The sequence below is a fragment of the Vibrio scophthalmi genome, assembly GCF_040869025.1.
In the GTDB taxonomy this organism is placed as follows: domain Bacteria; phylum Pseudomonadota; class Gammaproteobacteria; order Enterobacterales; family Vibrionaceae; genus Vibrio; species Vibrio scophthalmi.
The window spans coordinates 546,864-564,580 of the sequence record NZ_CP134272.1 but is presented as its reverse complement, the minus strand read 5'-3'; the positions used below and the strand labels follow the sequence as shown (position 1 = coordinate 564,580).

Here is a 17,717-nt window from a genome sequence, read left to right as displayed (position 1 = left end):
TTATAAAGTGTGAAGGATGTCATTTGCTTGATTAGGTTTGGTCGTGGATAAAGCCTTGCCCCCTTAATTTTAGGTGTTACGTGATAAAACCATCATCGCATCCACACAAAGGTTCTGAATTGCCCGAAGCTGTCACAGACGAGCATGGCAACACCTTATGTCAACTGAACTTCTGTAAAACACTGGCCTGCGATAACTTTGGATTAAGCGACGCACACCGTTATGTTGTCCAACATGCCAACCCTAAGCGCCCTGCGATGGTTTGTCGTGAATGTGGTGCCTTCCCTCCGCTACTCAACAATCAAGATGTACTTGATGAATTACACCGTTTAAGACAATTACATTGTGAAGGACTGCCCGCTTGTCGCAATAAAGATTGTGAGCATTTCGGATTATCCATCCATAGTCATAAACACCTCTACCATGCCTTTGGTTATAGTGGTGATCGTCAACGTTATCGCTGCAAAGTATGCCAATCGACTTTTGTCGACAAATGGTCCGGTGCCAACCATAAACTCAACTTTCAAGAGAACCTATTGGGGTTGCTCTTTATGGGTTATTCCGTCCGTGAAATTTGTCGTAAGCTGACTATCAACCCAAAAACCTTCTATGATCATATCGATCATATTGCCAGCCGTTGCCGCCGTAAATTGGCGATGTTCGACGCACGTTGGGTTAACCACGCTGAGCAATACGAACTCGCATCCCACTACATGCCTTTGCAGAGCAAAAGCAACAATGGAGTCTATTGGATTGCGACCGGCGAGGCACATTCTGGCTACATTCTCAGTCAGCACGTGAACTATTCGGCTCAAGAAGAACCTACTGGCAGCTGCGATCACGACCCTTTTTCTAGTCCTGCGCGTTTCGTCTCTCGAGATCATACTTCAGAGTCAAATCATCTAAATACGACTTCAGCCCGAAATCTGCGTGAGCGAATCGATCAACAATATCAGACGATTCTTGCCCGTGGTAATGTAGAAGACCCGATGGGGAACTTAACCGCTTTTCATTACCCATCGAAAGGCGCGCTAATTCGTCCACCATACACCTCGTATGCGCATTTTCTGCATGTTTTAAGTCTGTGTAACGACCAAAGAAAAGTGGCGATTTACTTGCCGCAAGACCCATTGCTGAGATCAGCGGCATTGAGTGTTAGTCTGCCACGTATTCACGCGGCAACAATCGACCTTATGTACGTCGATGAAGATGGTCAGTGGGGCAAAGAATTTCCACTCGATAAAATTGATATCGTGCATATGGGTTGGTGGCGAGATCGCTGGGCAATTGTTCATGCTGGAGACATGGCAAAAGGGATTTGCTATTTAGCGGGAAGCCACAACAAGCCAAAATATTGGCTCCGCCGAGCCTCTATTCGCCAAACCGCATTTTACCAACAACGGTTTCAACTTTTGTTTGACAGTTTTATTAATGAGCCACGTCGCAAACTGCGCCCTGGAGGACTACTTCCTGTATTGGATATATTCAGGGCATGGCATAATTTGTGCTATCAAAATAAAGATGGCATAACGGCAGCGCAGGCTTTAGGTATCAATCAGTCACCCATGACACTGCGAGAACTTCTCTCATAATTGCATTACTGTGAAGTCCGCCATTAAACCGTCGCTCGAATAGCTCTTTTTCTAGCACACGAATGGCGGCTATTTTTATAATACTAAGGTATGAGTTCAGTTAGCGGTTAAGGGATTAATTCATTGGATAAGAGTCAGCATTTGCTAGAAGTTGAGCTTGGACAGCTCAAATCACGCATTGAAAGCGAACCTGAACAGGTGTTACTTGCAGCGGAGCAATGCGCGACAAGAGCAAATCAGATCTTGTTTCCTCGAGGTGTTGTCCAAAGTCTCGTCATTATTTCCCGTTGCTATTGGGCGCTTATGGATTACCGTAAAGGCCTAAAAACCATCCGCGAAGCCTACACCAAACTGAGCCAAGTCGATAACGATGACGACTTACCAGAAATACTTCACCTCCATGCTCTGCACTTTTGGGGACAAGCCAAATACTACTCAGCCCAGCAATATTGGATTCAATCCCTCGAGCAATCAGCACTAGTTGACCAAGTTGAGATACAAATTGAATCGCTTATCGGCCTTGGCAATGTATGGCGCGTATTGGGCGAGTACAAATTAGCGTTATCCACCCATGAACTATCGGTCAAAGTGGCCAATAACATGCGCATCTATTGGCTTGAAGGTAAAGCCCGTATCTTATTGGCATGGGACCACTATCTCATCGGTCATTATATTGACATGCTCTCTATTCTCGACAGCGCCGAAGAAGCTTTATTACATCATGATGACCGCACATGGCAGGCTGAAATTTGGGATTTCCGCGGTCTAGCCTTGCTCGGTTTAGAACGAATCGATGATGCCGAAAAAGCCACACAAAAAGCACAACAGTTGGTTGAACAGAACAACCTAACTTGGATGAAAGCGCACGCTTACATTAGCCAAGCGCGTTTAGAGCTGATGCGTAAAGAACCTTCAGAAGCTTCCCAACTTCTTATTGCCGCAGAAAGAACAGCCAACAGCTTTGATAATGGCGAGCTGCTATCACAAATCTATTTTCAGCAATCACGCGTTGCTGAAGAGGTTGGCGATTTTGTGATTGCGCTGCAAGCCTTTAAAAAATATCGAACCCATTCTACCGAAATGTTACGCGAGCAGACAGTACGTGAAGGCAGCGACAAGGCTCGCGCGTCGAAACGAACGCTTGAACAACGCGCTAAAAAATTAATTAAACGTATTCGCGCCCAGCATGAATACGACCCTGATAAACATATGAGTCAAATGGTCTCAGAGACGTTTTGGTGGGAACAGATGATGCTGTTTAAAACTGAGTTGAAACGCGCCAATCATGTGGCCATCATTATTCATCATCCAAACAACAAGTGCTTAGACATCTGTGCTGAGCTGGCTCACTCTTTCTGTAACCATCAAGATCTGCTTTCACGTTTAAGTACCGACAAACTCGGTCTACTCTTGGCCGAAAAAGGCGATGATGCGCATCGTATTTTCCAAGTATTGACGCAAATGTTCGAAATGTATCCGTGGAAACGTCGTGGTATCAAGCAGGGTATGCCACAACTCTCCTTTTACGACATCCTGACCTTTCCGTTCACACTAGAACAGTTAGAGCAAGAGCCGGTGGTAACAGAATTATGATGGAAGCATTGTTAAACAAAATTTCAGATGCTGGTTTAGATGCGTCTTCCGTGACGGGTGAGGAAGCGCTCGTTTTCTGGAATCACATTCGTCAACATGTCGCGACCACACCACAAGAAAAAGCACAATCTTATGTGATCAGCGCTGAATTTCGTACTTCACTAAAACAGTTCCAAGAAGGTATTGATGAGCTGCGTGCCGGGTTAGATTTGCTCTGTTTGCCACAAGATGCACAGTTGATCCTTGAAGTGCGGGGCTATTTAGCCGATCGCTTAGTTGATCATGGTGATTTTAACGCTGCCCTTAACGAATACATCGCTTCATCAACCATTGCCGTCGAAAATGGCTTCATCGACTCGTACGTGAAAGCCGTATTGGGCATGGGTAACTTATGTGATGCTTATGGCGATCACGCCCGCGCCCTACGCTATTATCAAAAAATAGACAGTCTCGACCATGCCATCAGCAGTCGTTCTTTACGTCTACGCTATAAGCTCTATATGTTGGCCTGTTTCATAGATCTTAAACGTATCAATGCTGCCAAGGAACTCATCAAAGAGTGTGAAGAACTGAGCATCCTTGTGAGTGATAAAGTACTCGCAGGGCAAATTTTGCTTTATCAAGCACGTTTACTCAGACAACAAGCCCTCCTTGATGATGCGATGCGCTGCCTCGGCCACGTGCAATACGCTGCCGGCAATATCAATTCCAATTGGTTGTCGAATATGATGCGCATGGAGCTAGGCTATTGCCTTAACGATGCAGGAAAGATCCATCTAGCCAATTGGATCTTGGAACGTGCCCACTCCCGAATTCAAAAAGAAGGTTCGCCTATTTTGAATCTAAGACTGTGTGATGCGCTCGCCTCTGTGTGTGAGAAACAGCACAACTTTAAGCGTGCACTTGAATATCAGCATCGTGCATATCGCATCGGAAACGATCTAATGAAAAAGATCCCCATTTGTGAACTCGGTGCCAGTCAATTACGTCGCCTTGCACGCTTTGAGCTACAGCTCAAGTTGATCCTTTCGGAGTTAGAAAATCGCGAACTAAAAGAGACTACAGAACACCAAAAACATGCCGTAGCGCAATTGCAACAAGATGTCTTCACCGATCCGTTGACCGGTCTCCACAACCGACGCTGGTTGGATGCAAAACTAAAAGACCTGTTACTTCATGACACCCCTTTTGCTCTGTTAGTGGTTGATATTGACCATTTTAAATCCATTAATGATGAGTTAAGCCATTTGGTCGGCGATAAGGCCATCGTTAGCGTTTCATCGGAACTTGCTGACTATTTTAAATTCCGTAGCGCCTCTTGTGTGCGATTTGGTGGTGAGGAGTTTTTGATTATTCTTGAGCGCCACACGCTAGAGCAAGCCACTATACATGCCGAGAACTACCGCGAACGTATTTTCCAGTTTGGTTGGGGTGACATATTAGGTGAACGGGGTTTAACCGTAAGTATCGGGATTACCTTACATCGTGAAGGCGAGAATACCCAACGCACCTTCTATCGTGCAGACAAAGCGCTCTATCGAGCCAAAGCCAATGGCCGCAACCAAGTGTGCTATGAATAAAACCGCGGAAGTTACAAAATCTCAACAAAATACCGTTAGTTGTATAATTTAATTGTTACACTTAAAGCGTGTGATTATACAAGGACGGTATTATGTTTCTCGATTACTTCGCTCTGGGTTTACTCGTTTTCGTGGCCCTCGTGCTGTTTTATGGCATTATCGCCATTCATGATATTCCCTATGAAATCGCCAAAAGTCGCGAACATCCTCATCAAGATGCCATTCACTATGCTGGCTGGGTTAGCCTATTCACCTTACATGTACTTTGGCCGTTTTTATGGATTTGGGCCACGCTATGGCGTAAAGAACGCGGTTGGGGTTTTCATAAACTCGAAGAAGAACAGCACGATCTCCACCATCGTCTTGAGCACTTAATTGATCAAGTCGAAGCTCTACAACATGAAATGACGACGCTGAAAGAAACCCAATCAAAACAATTAAACACCCCCCAGCAATCCGTCGGACAGCCAACCAGTGTCGAACAACCAACTAATAAAGAGGAGCAGTAAACATGGATCTATTACTGATACTCACTTATGCCGCTCTCTGTATTGCTATTTTCAAAGTATTTCGCATCCCACTCAATAAGTGGACAGTCCCTACCGCCGTGCTCGGGGGTGTCGTACTGATTGGCACCTTAATTCTCTTGATGAACTTTAACCACCCTTACACTCAAATTGGTAACCAGGTGTTTTCAACCACACCAATAGTGTCTGGTGTTCGAGGCCGAGTAATTGAAGTTCCCGTCGAAGCTAACCAGCCACTTAAAGAAGGGGATGTGCTATTTAAGATCGATCCCGTTCCTTATATGGCTGAAGTCGACAAACTCAAAGCTCAAGTCAAAGAAGCCAGTCAAGGCGCTTTGGGGCTAGAGGCTACCGTACAAGAGAAAGAAGCCGCATTAACCAAAGCGATTGCTGAACGTGATAAAGCACAACGTGAATTCAATCGTTATCAACGTGGGTACGATAAAGGCGCATTCACCGCGCAACAACTCGATACGCGTCGTCAAGCCTTTAAAGCGGCTCAAGCAACGGTGGAAGTTGCATCGACCAATATCGATAAAGCCGAGATTGCGTTGAACTCTGAAATCGGCGGAGAAAACACCACTGTAGCCCGTTTACTCGCCGATCTACGTAAAGCTGAATTTAACCTTGAGCAAACCACCGTCTATGCCCCAACCGATGGCTTTGCCACTCAACTAGCACTACGTCCGGGAGTGATGGCGGTCCCCCTGCCGCTGGCACCTGTGATGACTTTTGTCCATAGCGAAGAGCTGGTTTACACCGCAGCCTTTCGCCAAAACTCTCTTCAGCGCTTAAAACCAGGCTTTGAAGCTGAATTTATTTTTAGAGCTTTGCCAGGAAAAGTATTTAAGGGGGAAATCATTGATATCTTGCCTGCCATCGGCGAAAGCCAATTTCAAGCACGCGGCACCTTGGTTGGCACAGACGCTCTGAGAACCAATGGTCGAGTGCTGGTCACACTCAAGGTGAATGATGATTTAACGCCTTACGCGCTGCCAATGGGCACCGCGGTTGAAGTGGCGGTCTACTCTGATAGCTTTAGTCACGTATCCATCATGCGTAAGGTGTTGATTCGCATGAAGAGCTGGCAAAACTATCTCTACCTTGACCACTAACTTAAGACGCATTTCATCGATGTTCACCAAATCGACGCTCTCTAATACAAAGAGCAATGAAAGCTATCTTTAACGTCGTTCTATAAAAGCATAAATACTGAGGCTCCAATCGGGGCCTCGGTAACCCATCATTCAACGTCTGTTTCGGCTAGTTCTCCGCGGCTATATCCCCGCCACAATCACAGCGCAGGATAAACATTCACCACTCCAATAAAGCCAAATAGACAAACCACTAAATTTATTTGCTGTACATCACACTTTACGACCATCACTTTCGCATCTAGACGTCTAGATAGTTAGCTTTCCATCGCTCACAATGTTCTGTATAATCCGCTCCCCTACGCGTCCATGAGTAAAAATCGAATCAATATTCGCTCATTTGGATCACTTATTTTATTTCGCTAGAACACAGGTTAACTATGAATCTTTCTGCCAAAACCGTCGTGGTTATTGCAATCGGCGCTGCACTTTATGGTATCGGCGGCCTGCCTATGTTTGGTATCCCAGTTTTTGCTAATACCACCCTAAAACCAGCCATGGCTGTACTGGCTCTATTCTCAGTACTGTTTGGTCCACTGGTAGGCTTTTTAGTTGGCTTTATTGGCCACTGGGTTACCGATCTCTTTGCAGGCTGGGGCGTATGGTTAACATGGGTTCTAGGTTCTGGCATTGTTGGTCTCACCATGGGTTTTTACTCAAGTATGACCAAAAACAATCTTGAAAAAGGCATCTTCAACAAAACCGATTTTGCCCTGTTTGTGTTATTGGCTTTTGTTGGCAACGTGGTGGGCTATGGTACTTCTGCGTTTCTCGATACCATCTTGTATGCCGAACCGTTCACCAAAGTCTTTACCCAGTTAACTATTATCGCGGCAGGCAACTCACTGTTGATCGCAATTGTTGGTTTCTTCATTCTTAAAAACGTCGCCAAACGCAACGCGATGAGCCGCAATTTAACTGAGGCCTAATCGGCAATGACCATTGAATTTTCTAACTTCTCTTTTAGATATCAGTCGCTGGATAAACCGACACTAAAAAATATCAATCTAAGGATAGAGCAAGGAGAGAAAATCGTCATCATCGGTCCAAGCGGTAGCGGTAAATCTACCCTTGGTCAGTGCTTAAACGGCCTTATTCCTCACGCGATTTCAGGTGAGATTTCCGGTCACTTAACCATTAATGGTCAAGTGACTTCGGCGCTGGATCTGCACGCTTTTACCGAACAAGTTGGTACCGTACTACAAGATACTGATAGCCAGTTTGTTGGCCTAAGCATTGGTGAAGATATTGCCTTTGCTCTGGAAAACCAGTGCATGTCGAATATTGAGATGTACCCACTGGTAAAAGCAACGGCAAAAATGGTTGATCTTGCAGACATGCTCGAGCGTTCACCACACGACTTATCAGGTGGTCAAAAGCAGCGAGTATCACTGGCTGGCATCCTTGTGGATGATGTCGACATTCTTTTGTTTGATGAACCGCTGGCTGCACTCGATCCAAAAACAGGCCGCAGAACCATCGAAATCATCGATGAGCTGCACCAAAAAACCAACAAAACGATTGTGATGATTGAACACCGTCTTGAGGATGTTCTGCATCGCAATGTTGATCGTGTTATTTTGATGGAACAAGGTGAAATTGTTGCAGACATGACGCCAGATGCACTGTTGGCTTCAGATTTGTTAGCGCAACACGGTATCCGTGAGCCTCTCTATCTTTCTGCTCTCAAGGCCGCTCATTGCCCTCTTGCTAACACTGATAAGCTCTCTTCGCTCGACAATATCGGCGTTGAACAGTACCAGTCAGCCTTTACGCAATGGCAAATCGATACCCCTCTTGCCTCTAGCGCTGAAGTTGCGCCTGCTCTACTGCAAATTCGCGACCTGACTTACTCTTATGATGGTGAGAAGAACGCCCTCGAAAACGTGTCATTTGACGTGAAACGTGGTGAGTTTGTTTCGATCTTAGGCAAAAACGGTTCAGGTAAGTCAACCATCACTAAGTTGATCATGGGCGTTGTTGAACCCGATGCTGGCAATATCGACTTTGATGGTCAAGACATTGCTAACCTCAACATTTTTGAGCGCAGTCAGAAGATCGGTGTGGTGATGCAAAACCCAAATCATATGATCTCTCATCATATGATCTTCGATGAAGTTGCCTTCGGTCTACGTAATAAAGGGCTTGAAGAGAGCGTTATCGAACGAAAAGTCGAAGACGTACTCGCGTTATGTGGCTTGACGAAATATCGCCATTGGCCAATTGAAGCACTAAGTTATGGCCAGAAGAAACGCGTGACCATCGCCTCGATTTTGGTGATGGAACCACAACTGTTGATTTTGGACGAACCAACAGCAGGGCAAGACTACCGCAACTACACGTCAATGCTGAGCTTTGTGCAAAAACTCAACCGTGAAATGGGCATTACTGTGGTGATTATTTCTCATGATATGCACCTGGTTTTGGAGTACTCAACTCGTTCGATTGTGATTGCCGATAGTCTGTTGATCGCCGACCAGCCTATGACACAAGTATTCAGTCAACCAGACTTGCTTGAGCAAGCCAACCTGACGACCACCAGCTTGTACGACTTAGCCGAACGATTGAATATCGACGACAAAATTCGCTTTATGCAAACCTTTATTGAACGTGAGAAACCGGCAGCATGAATGCTTCAAAAATGAAATTTGGTATCAGCTATGTTGATACAAAATCCCCTTTGCATGCACTGAACGGAATCACTAAGTTTGCTCTTTTTATGGCGTGGGTAACCGTGGTATTAACTACGTTTGACTTACGTCTAATCAGTGTATTGATTATTGCTGGTCTTAGCCTGCTAAAAATGACTCGCGTGCCTCTATCAGTCTACAAACCATTGTTGATTGGTACGGCAAGTGTATTGATGATGAACGCGCTATTTATGTTCTTGTTGGCTCCGCAACAAGGTACGGAATACATGGGCTCAACCACCGTATTATTGCCACTTGGTCATTACTCGGTAACGCAAGAAACCTTGTTTTATCTGCTGACGGTAACGCTAAAATACTTCAGCATGTTCCCAATCGCATTGGTGTTTGTTTTTACCACGCACCCAACAGAATTTGCGGCGAGCTTGAATCGTATTGGTGTACCTTACAAAATCGCCTACGCGGTAAGTTTAACCTTGCGTTATTTGCCAGAAGTAAAAAAAGACTTCGTCAATATCATGCATGCCCAACAAGCCCGTGGCCTTGATTTGTCCAAGAACACACCACTATTCTTACGTCTGCAAAACGTCTCGAAAATCCTTGGACCATTGATTTTCTCGAGTTTAGATCGTGCTGACCAAATCTCAAACGCGATGACATTGCGTGGTTTTGGCCGTCATAATCGTCGTACTTGGTACAGTAGCAGAGCATTGAACAGCATTGATAAATGGACGTTGTTCGGAATTGTCATTGTGGTTGCGGCAGCGATTACCAAACGCATGATGGATAGCCAATTATTTTGGTATCCGTTCTAAGTAAAAAAATAGGCGCCTTGTAGGCGCCTATTTTGATTCCAGTATCCATTTACTTGTCAGCAATAGCGATAACGTTTAGCGCCACTTCAACACACGAACTTCGTTGCCCTCTTCTGGCTTAGCCGGGATATTAAGCGACAGTAGCAAAGACACACCAGCCATCGCAGCGCCAATAAAGAACACCGCTGAAGGTGATGCCAACCAAATGAGACCAAACGTCACCGGAATCACCACTGCAGCAATATGGTTAATCGTGAATGACACCCCTGCCGTCGAGGCCATGTCAGCCGGATCGGCAATCTTTTGCAAGTAGGTCTTAATCGCCAGCGCTAAAGCAAAGAAGAGATGATCCACAATATACAACGCCGCCGCCCATTCCGCCGTTTCAACAAAGGCATAACCAACAAATACCCCAATCAAGCCAATGTATTCAAACATCAACGCTTTGCGCTCACCGACTCGACCAATAAAACGACCGATTTTCTTTGCAAATAAGAAGTTAAAGAAGTAGTTAGCCACGAAGAGTAACGTGATATCGGCCGCTGAATAGCCAAATCGCTCAACCATTAAAAAGCCAGCAAATACGGTAAAGATCTGACGACGAGCACCACTCATGAAGGTTAAAGCATAGTAGAGCCAATAACGCTTACGCAGCACCAATTTCTTATTCTGTACCACTTTGGTTTCAAACTGAGGAAAAGCAAACGCAACCACAACCACCAAAGCAAAGCCAATCCCGCCGAAAATCAAATAGATCCACTTAAATTCAAGCTGGAATACTTCCAAGCAAACCCATAATGCCGCGTAAGTAAGTAGAGAGGCGAGTGCACCAACAGAAATGTATTTACCCAGCGTCTCAGGCGCTTCCTCTTTTGTCAGCCACTGCAGTGCAAGTGACTGCTTTAAGGTTTCAAAATAGTGAAAGCCGGTAGACAGCAGTAAGGTGGTGAGTAGCAAACCTGTTACTGACGGGAAAAAACCTGTCATCGCGCTGCCAATGGCAAGCATCGCTAATGACACAATCATAAATCGTTGCTCGCGAATAAACATCAGCACAAAAATCACCGTAAAAGCCAAAAAGCCTGGTATTTCGCGCACACTTTGCAGTAATCCAATATCAGCACCATCAAAATTCGCTTTTTCAATAACAAAGTTATTCAACAAAGCCATCCAACTTGAAAAGGCAATTGGAACGATAATAGAGATGATTAGTAAAAAGTTTTGTGGGGTTTTCCACCCAGAAGATTGATTCATCAAACGGTTCCTTATAAAACGCCTCGCAAGATTACCGAGGGAACCCTTCACACTCAATCATATTTACTTTTTATACAGAACCATAAATATGTTATACCAAAGCATGAACCGATAAGCGGATGAGAAAGATATGGATATTAAGATTCGCCCAACCCTAGTGTCAGATGCTGCAGCTATAGCTGAGCTCTATTCACAACCCAAGGCGCAAAGTGAGACATTACAACTCCCTTTACCCAGCAGCGCGCTGTGGCAACAGCGTTTAGAAAACATTCCTGACCACATCTATAGCTTCGTTGCCGAAGTCGAGGGAGTGGTCGTAGGTAATATCGGATTCGAACATCTGCGTAGCCCTCGCCTGATTCATTGCGGAACATTTGGCCTTGGTGTTCACGACAACTACCATGGTTTAGGTATTGCCAGTCGTTTAATCGAAACCGTTCTTGATCTCGCCGATAATTGGCTGCAAATCAAACGTATCCAGATTGATGTGAATAGTGACAATCAGACCGCCATCGCTTGCTATAAAAAATTTGGTTTTGAGATCGAAGGGGAAGCGAAGTGCTCGGTATTTCGTCGCGGCGAATATATTAGCACCTATTATATGGCGAGAATAAAAGCCTAATCTTCATCCTCAGCTCACCAACACCAATACGGTCTCGATAGTCAAATTTTGACTCGTTATCGATACCGTATTAGCCTTGTATCGAATAATTCACGCAACCCTTTAGCGGCCTTCATTGCGGCTTGGATTCAAGTAAAAAGAGTGACCGATAAGTCACCACAGCATGCTGCTGCTACAACCCCATGATGCGAATCGGTCTTCGCGGCTATCGCTTTAATGACCAATTTACCATACTCTAGCCTCTAAAAGAGAGAGTGGAATCAAAGTCAAAGTGAAGGTGACAACATCATCATTGTGCCTAAACGGCATGAAAGAGAACAAATCTCACTCAACAGAATCTTGAAAATGCTGTTCTTCTTGGTCAAGTGTGACTACGTGCATATAATTGACGTCAAAAATGATAACTAGCTCATACTTATAACCTATATTGATGTTTGAACTCGAAGCAAACCCTCAATAGAATTTACTGCGTATTCCCAATAGGCAAATAAGTTGAACTTAACCGTGTCTATACACAAGTAACGTCAAACAATAGGATTCAGAGTGAGATCAGCACGCTCAATTCAAAATAAATACGCTAACGGGATAATGGTGGTGGAATGAATACTCAGTCACAGACAACCACTGCAGCTAAAGCTCAGCCAAACAAGATGAACTCACGCGCCGCAACCGTTGTTAATAGCGTCGATGCCCTCCCGATGATCGATCATGGCCGTGAACTCAGCATTGGTATCGTCACGCCTGTCGGTACCAGTTTTCGAATCAAAAGTAACTTTATTGGCACTCACTCTAGCCATATGATTTTGGTCGAATTACCTAAACTGTCAGATGAAAACATCAACGACTTCTTCCAAGAAGGATTTTGGGCCACATTACGTGCTATTGCACCGCGTGGAGAAGGGGCGGTATTTAGCTTCCGTAGCCAAATTTTGCACATCATTAAAGCGCCAATCGCGATGGTTGCGATGTCGATTCCACAAACCGTGCAGTCCACACCGCTGCGTAACGAACCTCGTTATGAAGTCAATTTACGTGCTAAAGCTCACAGCACCAATCATCGTATCGAGTGTGTGATGCGAGACTTATCGAAAAGTGGCTGCTTATATATTACCCCTTCCCTTACACGCCCGTTCGCATCAGGGGAAAAAGTTGAACTATTGATATCAATGCCAGGGAAATCGACTTCATTTGATTCACTCAGCGGCACGATTTGTAACGTCAAGCAATCTTCACAGAAAAGAAGCTACGGTGTTAAGTTTGATGATCGTGGTAAGGAAAATGCGAAAACTTTACTGGCACATCTCAAGTTCGATGGTAATCGCCTCTCTCTGCGTTAACCTCAGCCAATATCCAATCTTATTTTTAGGGCGATTTTGCGCCCTATTTTCATACTTTTTTGACACCTTTATCGGTATACTTTCGCCATCTCAACCTGATTACTGTATTGAATGAACTACTTAACGACGTTTTTTAAAGGTCTCGCCATGGGCGCGGCCGATGTTGTACCTGGCGTATCTGGCGGTACTATCGCGTTTATCACCGGCATCTATGATACGCTTTTAGAAAGTATTCGCCGTATCAACCCTACTGTACTTGGCATTTGGAAACGAGAAGGCTTTAAGGCCGCGTTCAGTCATATTAATGGCCTATTCTTGATCGCGCTATTTGGTGGGGTTTTCACCAGCATTGCGACCTTGGCTAAACTTATCTCTTGGTTATTGGTCACTCATCCTATTCCACTTTGGTCATTCTTTTTCGGCCTCATTTTGGTGTCGGTGTATCACATCCTCAAACAAGTGGAACAACGCACCATGAGCCGCGCCATATTCCTGCTGCTGGGGGTAGCTTTTGCATACTGCATTACCATACTAAATCCACTGCAAATGGAACCGACCAGCATCAACATCGTCTTTGCTGGCGCCATCGCGATCTGTGCCATGATCCTTCCGGGTATCTCGGGCAGCTTTATTCTGCTACTTATCGGCATGTACGCTCCGGTTTTAGGTGCGGTAAAATCATTTGATTTCACTATCCTGTCGCTCTTTCTAACTGGTTGTGTGGTTGGCCTACTGAGCTTCTCTCATGTTCTATCATGGTTGCTAAAACGCTTTAGAGATGCCACCTTAGTTTTCCTAACGGGTTTGATGATCGGCACGTTGCCAAAGATCTGGCCATGGAAAGAGACCATCTCATGGCGCACCAACTCAAAAGGGGAAGAAGTGCCATTGATTCAACACAACTTAACCCCATTTGAATTTGAGAACGTGATGAATCAACCGGCCCACTTAGGTATGGCTGTGGTGATGATGATTGCGGCAATCGCCCTTGTGATTGGTTTAGAAAAATTTGCAGAGCGCTCGCAACACTAAGCGCGTAAGCATCAATTTCCATCGAATTAGGCCAGCATTGCTGGCCTTTTTATTGCCCCACTTCAGCCGTATCGAACTCTGACCGTTATTTCTCTGACTAAATCGACGCCTGCCACATAAACGTACGATCATGAGCCGCTCGATAGTTACATTTCTGCTGGCAAAACGATAACATACAACACTTAACACAGCGCGCAGCCCTATCGTCATAATATCTTTTTCTTGCCGCGCTTTAGGATGATGTATGTTCAAGAAATTTGAGAGCTTCACAAAGCCATTCCCCGATCAAGAGCCAGAACAGCCACCACAAGGCATTTTTGCTTTTTGTCGTTACTATACGCGCGGATTTGAAGTGCCATTGGTCATCATGTCAATCATGGCCACCATTGTTGCGATCGTCGAAGTCGCCCTGTTTGGCGCGATGGGTAACTTGGTTGACTGGCTGTCCAACAGTAATCCTGAAACTTTCTGGCAAGACAACCAGGCTGACTTGATCTTTTATGGTGCTCTGCTATTGGTCGTGATGCCTATCATGGTCGTCGGCTACTCATTACTTGTGCACCAAACATTGCTCGGCAACTATCCAATGTCGATCCGCTGGCTGGCGCATCGCTACTTACTCAAGCAAAGTGTCAATTTCTATCAAGATGACTTTGCCGGTCGTGTTGCGACAAAAGTGATGCAAACCTCACTAGCGGTGCGTGAAACCGTGATGAAAAGTATGGATGTTTTTGTCTATGTGTCGGTCTACTTCACCAGCATGATCGTTCTGCTCGCGCAAGCTGACTGGCGCTTAGCCATTCCAATGCTATTTTGGCTTGTCGCTTATATCTGCATCCAGATCTATTTCGTGCCAAAACTAAAACAAGTCGCAACTGAACAAGCTGACGCACGTTCATTGATGACAGGCCGCATCGTCGATAGCTATACCAATATCTCTACCGTTAAACTGTTCTCACATAGCCACCGTGAAACGGAATATGCCGAAGAAGGCATGCAAGGCTTTCTACAAACCGTTTACCGTCAAATGCGCCTTGTCACGGGCTTTGACGTTGCGGTAGAAGTGACCAACTACATCCTGGTTTTTTCTATTGCCACGCTATCGATCGTATTGTGGATGGACAGTGCGATCAGTATTGGAGCGATTGCTATCGCCATCAGTTTAGCTCTACGCATCAACGGTATGTCAATGTGGATCATGTGGGAAGTGGGTGCTCTATTTGAAAATATGGGCACCGTTGTTGATGGCATGAAAACCTTATCAAAACCGATCGATATCGAAGACAAAACCGATGCAAAACCGCTTAACGTCACGCAAGGTGGTATCGAATTTAACGATGTCAGCTTCCACTATGGTGACAAAAACAAAGGGGTGATCAGCAACATGAATTTGACGATCAAACCGGGCGAAAAAGTGGGCTTAGTTGGTCGTTCTGGTGCAGGTAAGTCAACCTTAGTGAACTTACTGCTGCGCTTTCATGATGTGGAACAAGGCCAAATCAAAATTGATGGTCAGGTGATCTCAGATGTCACTCAAGAATCTCTGCGCAGTAATATCGGTATGGTGACACAAGACACATCACTGTTGCATCGTTCAATCCGCGACAACATCTTGTATGGCAAACCTGATGCCAGTGACGAAGAGTTACTAAAAGCGACAAAGCAGGCACACGCACACGACTTTATCCAAACGCTTAATGACCCATTTGGCAATGAGGGCTACGATGCTCAAGTTGGTGAGCGTGGCGTGAAACTGTCAGGTGGACAACGTCAACGTGTGGCAATTTCACGTGTGCTACTGAAAGACGCACCGCTGCTTGTGTTAGACGAAGCCACCTCAGCACTCGATTCTGAAGTAGAAGCGGCGATCCAAGAAAGCTTGTATGAGTTGATGGAGGGCAAAACCGTTATCGCGATTGCGCACCGCTTATCCACCATCGCTGCGATGGATCGCCTGATTGTTCTTGACCAAGGCCAAATCGTAGAACAAGGCTCGCACCAAGAATTGCTGCAGAACAATGGTATTTATGCACAACTTTGGGCACACCAGACAGGCGGTTTCCTTGGCGAAAAAGATCAAGACCAAGCTCAGCAAGACTAAACGATAGAAGCTAAGTAATAGAAACCAAGCTCGGTTATGAGCGCTTGAGCCCCCTCAACCCGCTTGGTATCGCGATTACCGTAAGCTGATATGTCCAATAAAAAGGTCAAAAGCCCTCTGTTGAGGGCTTTTTGCTAACCTTCGACTCCGTTATACTCGTCACACTTTTTTAAACCACGAGTCTTCCGTTAATGAACAAAAGTTTACTCACGAATGTCATTGCCCTTGCGCTACTTGCCGGTGGCCATGTTTTTGCTAATCAACTGGCCTTTTATGCAGGCCTATTTGCTTTCTCTGGGGCAATTACCAACTGGTTAGCCATTCATATGTTGTTTGAAAAAGTACCCGGTTTGTATGGTTCAGGTGTTATTCCTGCGCGCTTTGAAGAGTTTAAACTGGCTATCAAGCAACTGATGATGGAGCAGTTTTTCACCGCCAGCAACATTGACAAGTTTCTAAACCAAGAAATAAATAGCAGCAAAACGCTCAACCTTGAGCCTGTTATTGCAAAAATCGACCTCAACCCTACCTTTGATTCACTCGTAGAGGTCATTGCACAATCTTCTTTTGGCGGCATGCTGGCGATGTTCGGCGGAACGGAAGCTCTACAACCGTTAAAACAGCCCTTTGTTGAGAAGATGCAGCAATCAATGGTGGAAATTAGCCAAAGTGATTCGGTTAAGCTCGCACTAAAAGAGCAGATGGAGTCTCCAGCGATGATGGAGGAAATCAAAACTAATATTGAAAACATCATCGATCAGCGTTTAAACGAACTGACGCCTAAATTGGTTAAAGAGATGGTGCAAAAGATGATTAAAGAACATCTTGGCTGGTTAGTTGTTTGGGGAGGCGTGTTCGGTGGCCTAATTGGGGTTGTTTCTTCTTTTGTCGCTTAACTAGCACCACAAACGCCACTCTGACGGTGAGCCCCAACAGGTTCACCGTTTTTGTATCTGTTCACTATAAACTTAAATCTGTGCGGCGTTTAATCCATTACTGGTCTTATGCTCTTCAATCACCACTTCACTTCTTGATTGAATAACCCCGGGCAAGGTAACAAACTTAGTCGCCATAAAGTTCTGATACGCTTTCATGCACTTTACGCGCACTTTGATCATCGTATCAAAGCCACCAGATAGCGTGTAACACGCTTCAATTTCAGGATGTTTAGCAACTTCAGCAGCAAATGATTCAAACGGTGAGTGGCCACTTTGATCTAAACGTATGTGGATGAAGACCTGTACAGCAAAACCAAGCTTATCTGGGTTAAGATCGGCATAGTAACCACTAATAAAGCCCTCTTTTTCCAAACGCTTAACACGATCAGAACAAGGCGATGTGGTGAGATTAATACGCTTTGCGAGCTCAACGATAGGCAAGCGCCCTTGAGCATTTAAAATACGTAAGATTTCACGATCAATTCGATCCAACTCCACAATACATCCCCCGATGATTCATCATT

At 45.1% G+C, this 17,717-nt stretch carries 15 protein-coding genes; 13 read left to right on the top strand and 2 right to left on the bottom strand.

Annotation, left to right across the window (positions count from 1 at the left end):
* Positions 1-119: 119 nt before the first annotated feature.
* From RJD38_RS17500 to RJD38_RS17465, 8 genes are all read left to right on the top strand, one after another.
* Positions 120-1,592 carry a lactate dehydrogenase gene (locus tag RJD38_RS17500; RefSeq protein ID WP_040757825.1) on the top strand — a complete coding sequence of 491 codons (1,473 nt, stop codon included), beginning with the start codon at positions 120-122 and terminating at the stop codon, positions 1,590-1,592.
* 123 nt (positions 1,593-1,715) lie between these two features.
* Complete coding sequence (locus tag RJD38_RS17495; protein ID WP_065546735.1) at positions 1,716-3,185, top strand: tetratricopeptide repeat protein; 1,470 nt, start codon at positions 1,716-1,718, stop codon at positions 3,183-3,185.
* On the top strand, positions 3,185-4,765 hold the full coding sequence (locus RJD38_RS17490; protein ID WP_065546734.1) for a GGDEF domain-containing protein: 1,581 nt from the start codon (positions 3,185-3,187) through the stop codon (positions 4,763-4,765). Before RJD38_RS17495 ends, RJD38_RS17490 begins: the two co-directional genes overlap by 1 nt.
* A gap of 92 nt (positions 4,766-4,857) precedes the next feature.
* A complete protein-coding gene (locus RJD38_RS17485) occupies positions 4,858-5,274 on the top strand; it encodes a DUF3302 domain-containing protein (RefSeq protein ID WP_065546733.1) in 417 nt (138 codons plus the stop codon).
* A 2-nt stretch (positions 5,275-5,276) separates the two neighbouring features.
* Positions 5,277-6,407 (top strand): HlyD family secretion protein, encoded by a 1,131-nt coding sequence (locus tag RJD38_RS17480; protein ID WP_065546732.1) that lies wholly within the window; start codon positions 5,277-5,279, stop codon positions 6,405-6,407.
* Between the two features lie 419 nt (positions 6,408-6,826).
* Positions 6,827-7,375 carry an ECF-type riboflavin transporter substrate-binding protein gene (locus tag RJD38_RS17475; protein ID WP_005593462.1) on the top strand — a complete coding sequence of 183 codons (549 nt, stop codon included), beginning with the start codon at positions 6,827-6,829 and terminating at the stop codon, positions 7,373-7,375.
* A 6-nt stretch (positions 7,376-7,381) separates the two neighbouring features.
* A complete protein-coding gene (locus tag RJD38_RS17470; protein ID WP_005593461.1) occupies positions 7,382-9,076 on the top strand; it encodes an ABC transporter ATP-binding protein in 1,695 nt (564 codons plus the stop codon).
* Positions 9,073-9,909 carry an energy-coupling factor transporter transmembrane component T family protein gene (locus tag RJD38_RS17465; protein ID WP_009385955.1) on the top strand — a complete coding sequence of 279 codons (837 nt, stop codon included), beginning with the start codon at positions 9,073-9,075 and terminating at the stop codon, positions 9,907-9,909. Before RJD38_RS17470 ends, RJD38_RS17465 begins: the two co-directional genes overlap by 4 nt.
* Before the next feature lie 75 nt (positions 9,910-9,984).
* On the opposite strand, the gene RJD38_RS17460 is transcribed toward RJD38_RS17465, so the two are convergent.
* Positions 9,985-11,163, bottom strand: coding sequence for an MFS transporter (locus RJD38_RS17460; RefSeq protein ID WP_065546731.1), 1,179 nt, complete (start codon positions 11,161-11,163; stop codon positions 9,985-9,987).
* Positions 11,164-11,293: 130 nt separating this feature from the next.
* Here RJD38_RS17460 and RJD38_RS17455 point away from each other — a divergent pair, with 130 nt between their 5' ends.
* From RJD38_RS17455 to RJD38_RS17435, 5 genes are all read left to right on the top strand, one after another.
* On the top strand, positions 11,294-11,785 hold the full coding sequence (locus RJD38_RS17455; RefSeq protein ID WP_005593458.1) for a GNAT family N-acetyltransferase: 492 nt from the start codon (positions 11,294-11,296) through the stop codon (positions 11,783-11,785).
* Positions 11,786-12,384: 599 nt separating this feature from the next.
* Positions 12,385-13,122 carry a PilZ domain-containing protein gene (locus tag RJD38_RS17450; RefSeq protein WP_005593457.1) on the top strand — a complete coding sequence of 246 codons (738 nt, stop codon included), beginning with the start codon at positions 12,385-12,387 and terminating at the stop codon, positions 13,120-13,122.
* Between the two features lie 111 nt (positions 13,123-13,233).
* The gene (locus tag RJD38_RS17445; RefSeq protein WP_040757819.1) at positions 13,234-14,154 is read left to right on the top strand and encodes a DUF368 domain-containing protein; all 921 of its coding nucleotides are present in this window, start codon (positions 13,234-13,236) and stop codon (positions 14,152-14,154) included.
* A gap of 244 nt (positions 14,155-14,398) precedes the next feature.
* The gene (locus tag RJD38_RS17440; protein ID WP_005593454.1) at positions 14,399-16,255 is read left to right on the top strand and encodes an ABC transporter ATP-binding protein; all 1,857 of its coding nucleotides are present in this window, start codon (positions 14,399-14,401) and stop codon (positions 16,253-16,255) included.
* Between the two features lie 191 nt (positions 16,256-16,446).
* Complete coding sequence (locus tag RJD38_RS17435) at positions 16,447-17,151, top strand: DUF445 domain-containing protein (protein ID WP_065546730.1); 705 nt, start codon at positions 16,447-16,449, stop codon at positions 17,149-17,151.
* Between the two features lie 72 nt (positions 17,152-17,223).
* Here the strand turns inward: RJD38_RS17435 and RJD38_RS17430 are convergent, their stop codons facing one another.
* On the bottom strand, positions 17,224-17,691 hold the full coding sequence (locus RJD38_RS17430) for an Lrp/AsnC family transcriptional regulator (RefSeq protein WP_065546729.1): 468 nt from the start codon (positions 17,689-17,691) through the stop codon (positions 17,224-17,226).
* Positions 17,692-17,717: the final 26 nt, after the last annotated feature.

Excerpts from the sequence above, each read along its gene's own strand:
- RJD38_RS17440 (WP_005593454.1), top strand. The coding sequence starts at position 14,399 with ATGTTCAAGAAATTTGAGAGCTTCACAAAGCCATTCCCCGATCAAGAG.
- RJD38_RS17460 (WP_065546731.1), bottom strand. The coding sequence starts at position 11,163 with ATGAATCAATCTTCTGGGTGGAAAACCCCACAAAACTTTTTACTAATC.
- RJD38_RS17445 (WP_040757819.1), top strand. The coding sequence starts at position 13,234 with ATGAACTACTTAACGACGTTTTTTAAAGGTCTCGCCATGGGCGCGGCC.
- RJD38_RS17465 (WP_009385955.1), top strand. The coding sequence starts at position 9,073 with ATGAATGCTTCAAAAATGAAATTTGGTATCAGCTATGTTGATACAAAA.
- RJD38_RS17455 (WP_005593458.1), top strand. The coding sequence starts at position 11,294 with ATGGATATTAAGATTCGCCCAACCCTAGTGTCAGATGCTGCAGCTATA.
- RJD38_RS17470 (WP_005593461.1), top strand. The coding sequence starts at position 7,382 with ATGACCATTGAATTTTCTAACTTCTCTTTTAGATATCAGTCGCTGGAT.
- RJD38_RS17475 (WP_005593462.1), top strand. The coding sequence starts at position 6,827 with ATGAATCTTTCTGCCAAAACCGTCGTGGTTATTGCAATCGGCGCTGCA.
- RJD38_RS17435 (WP_065546730.1), top strand. The coding sequence starts at position 16,447 with ATGAACAAAAGTTTACTCACGAATGTCATTGCCCTTGCGCTACTTGCC.
- RJD38_RS17450 (WP_005593457.1), top strand. The coding sequence starts at position 12,385 with ATGAATACTCAGTCACAGACAACCACTGCAGCTAAAGCTCAGCCAAAC.
- RJD38_RS17480 (WP_065546732.1), top strand. The coding sequence starts at position 5,277 with ATGGATCTATTACTGATACTCACTTATGCCGCTCTCTGTATTGCTATT.
- RJD38_RS17490 (WP_065546734.1), top strand. The coding sequence starts at position 3,185 with ATGGAAGCATTGTTAAACAAAATTTCAGATGCTGGTTTAGATGCGTCT.
- RJD38_RS17485 (WP_065546733.1), top strand. The coding sequence starts at position 4,858 with ATGTTTCTCGATTACTTCGCTCTGGGTTTACTCGTTTTCGTGGCCCTC.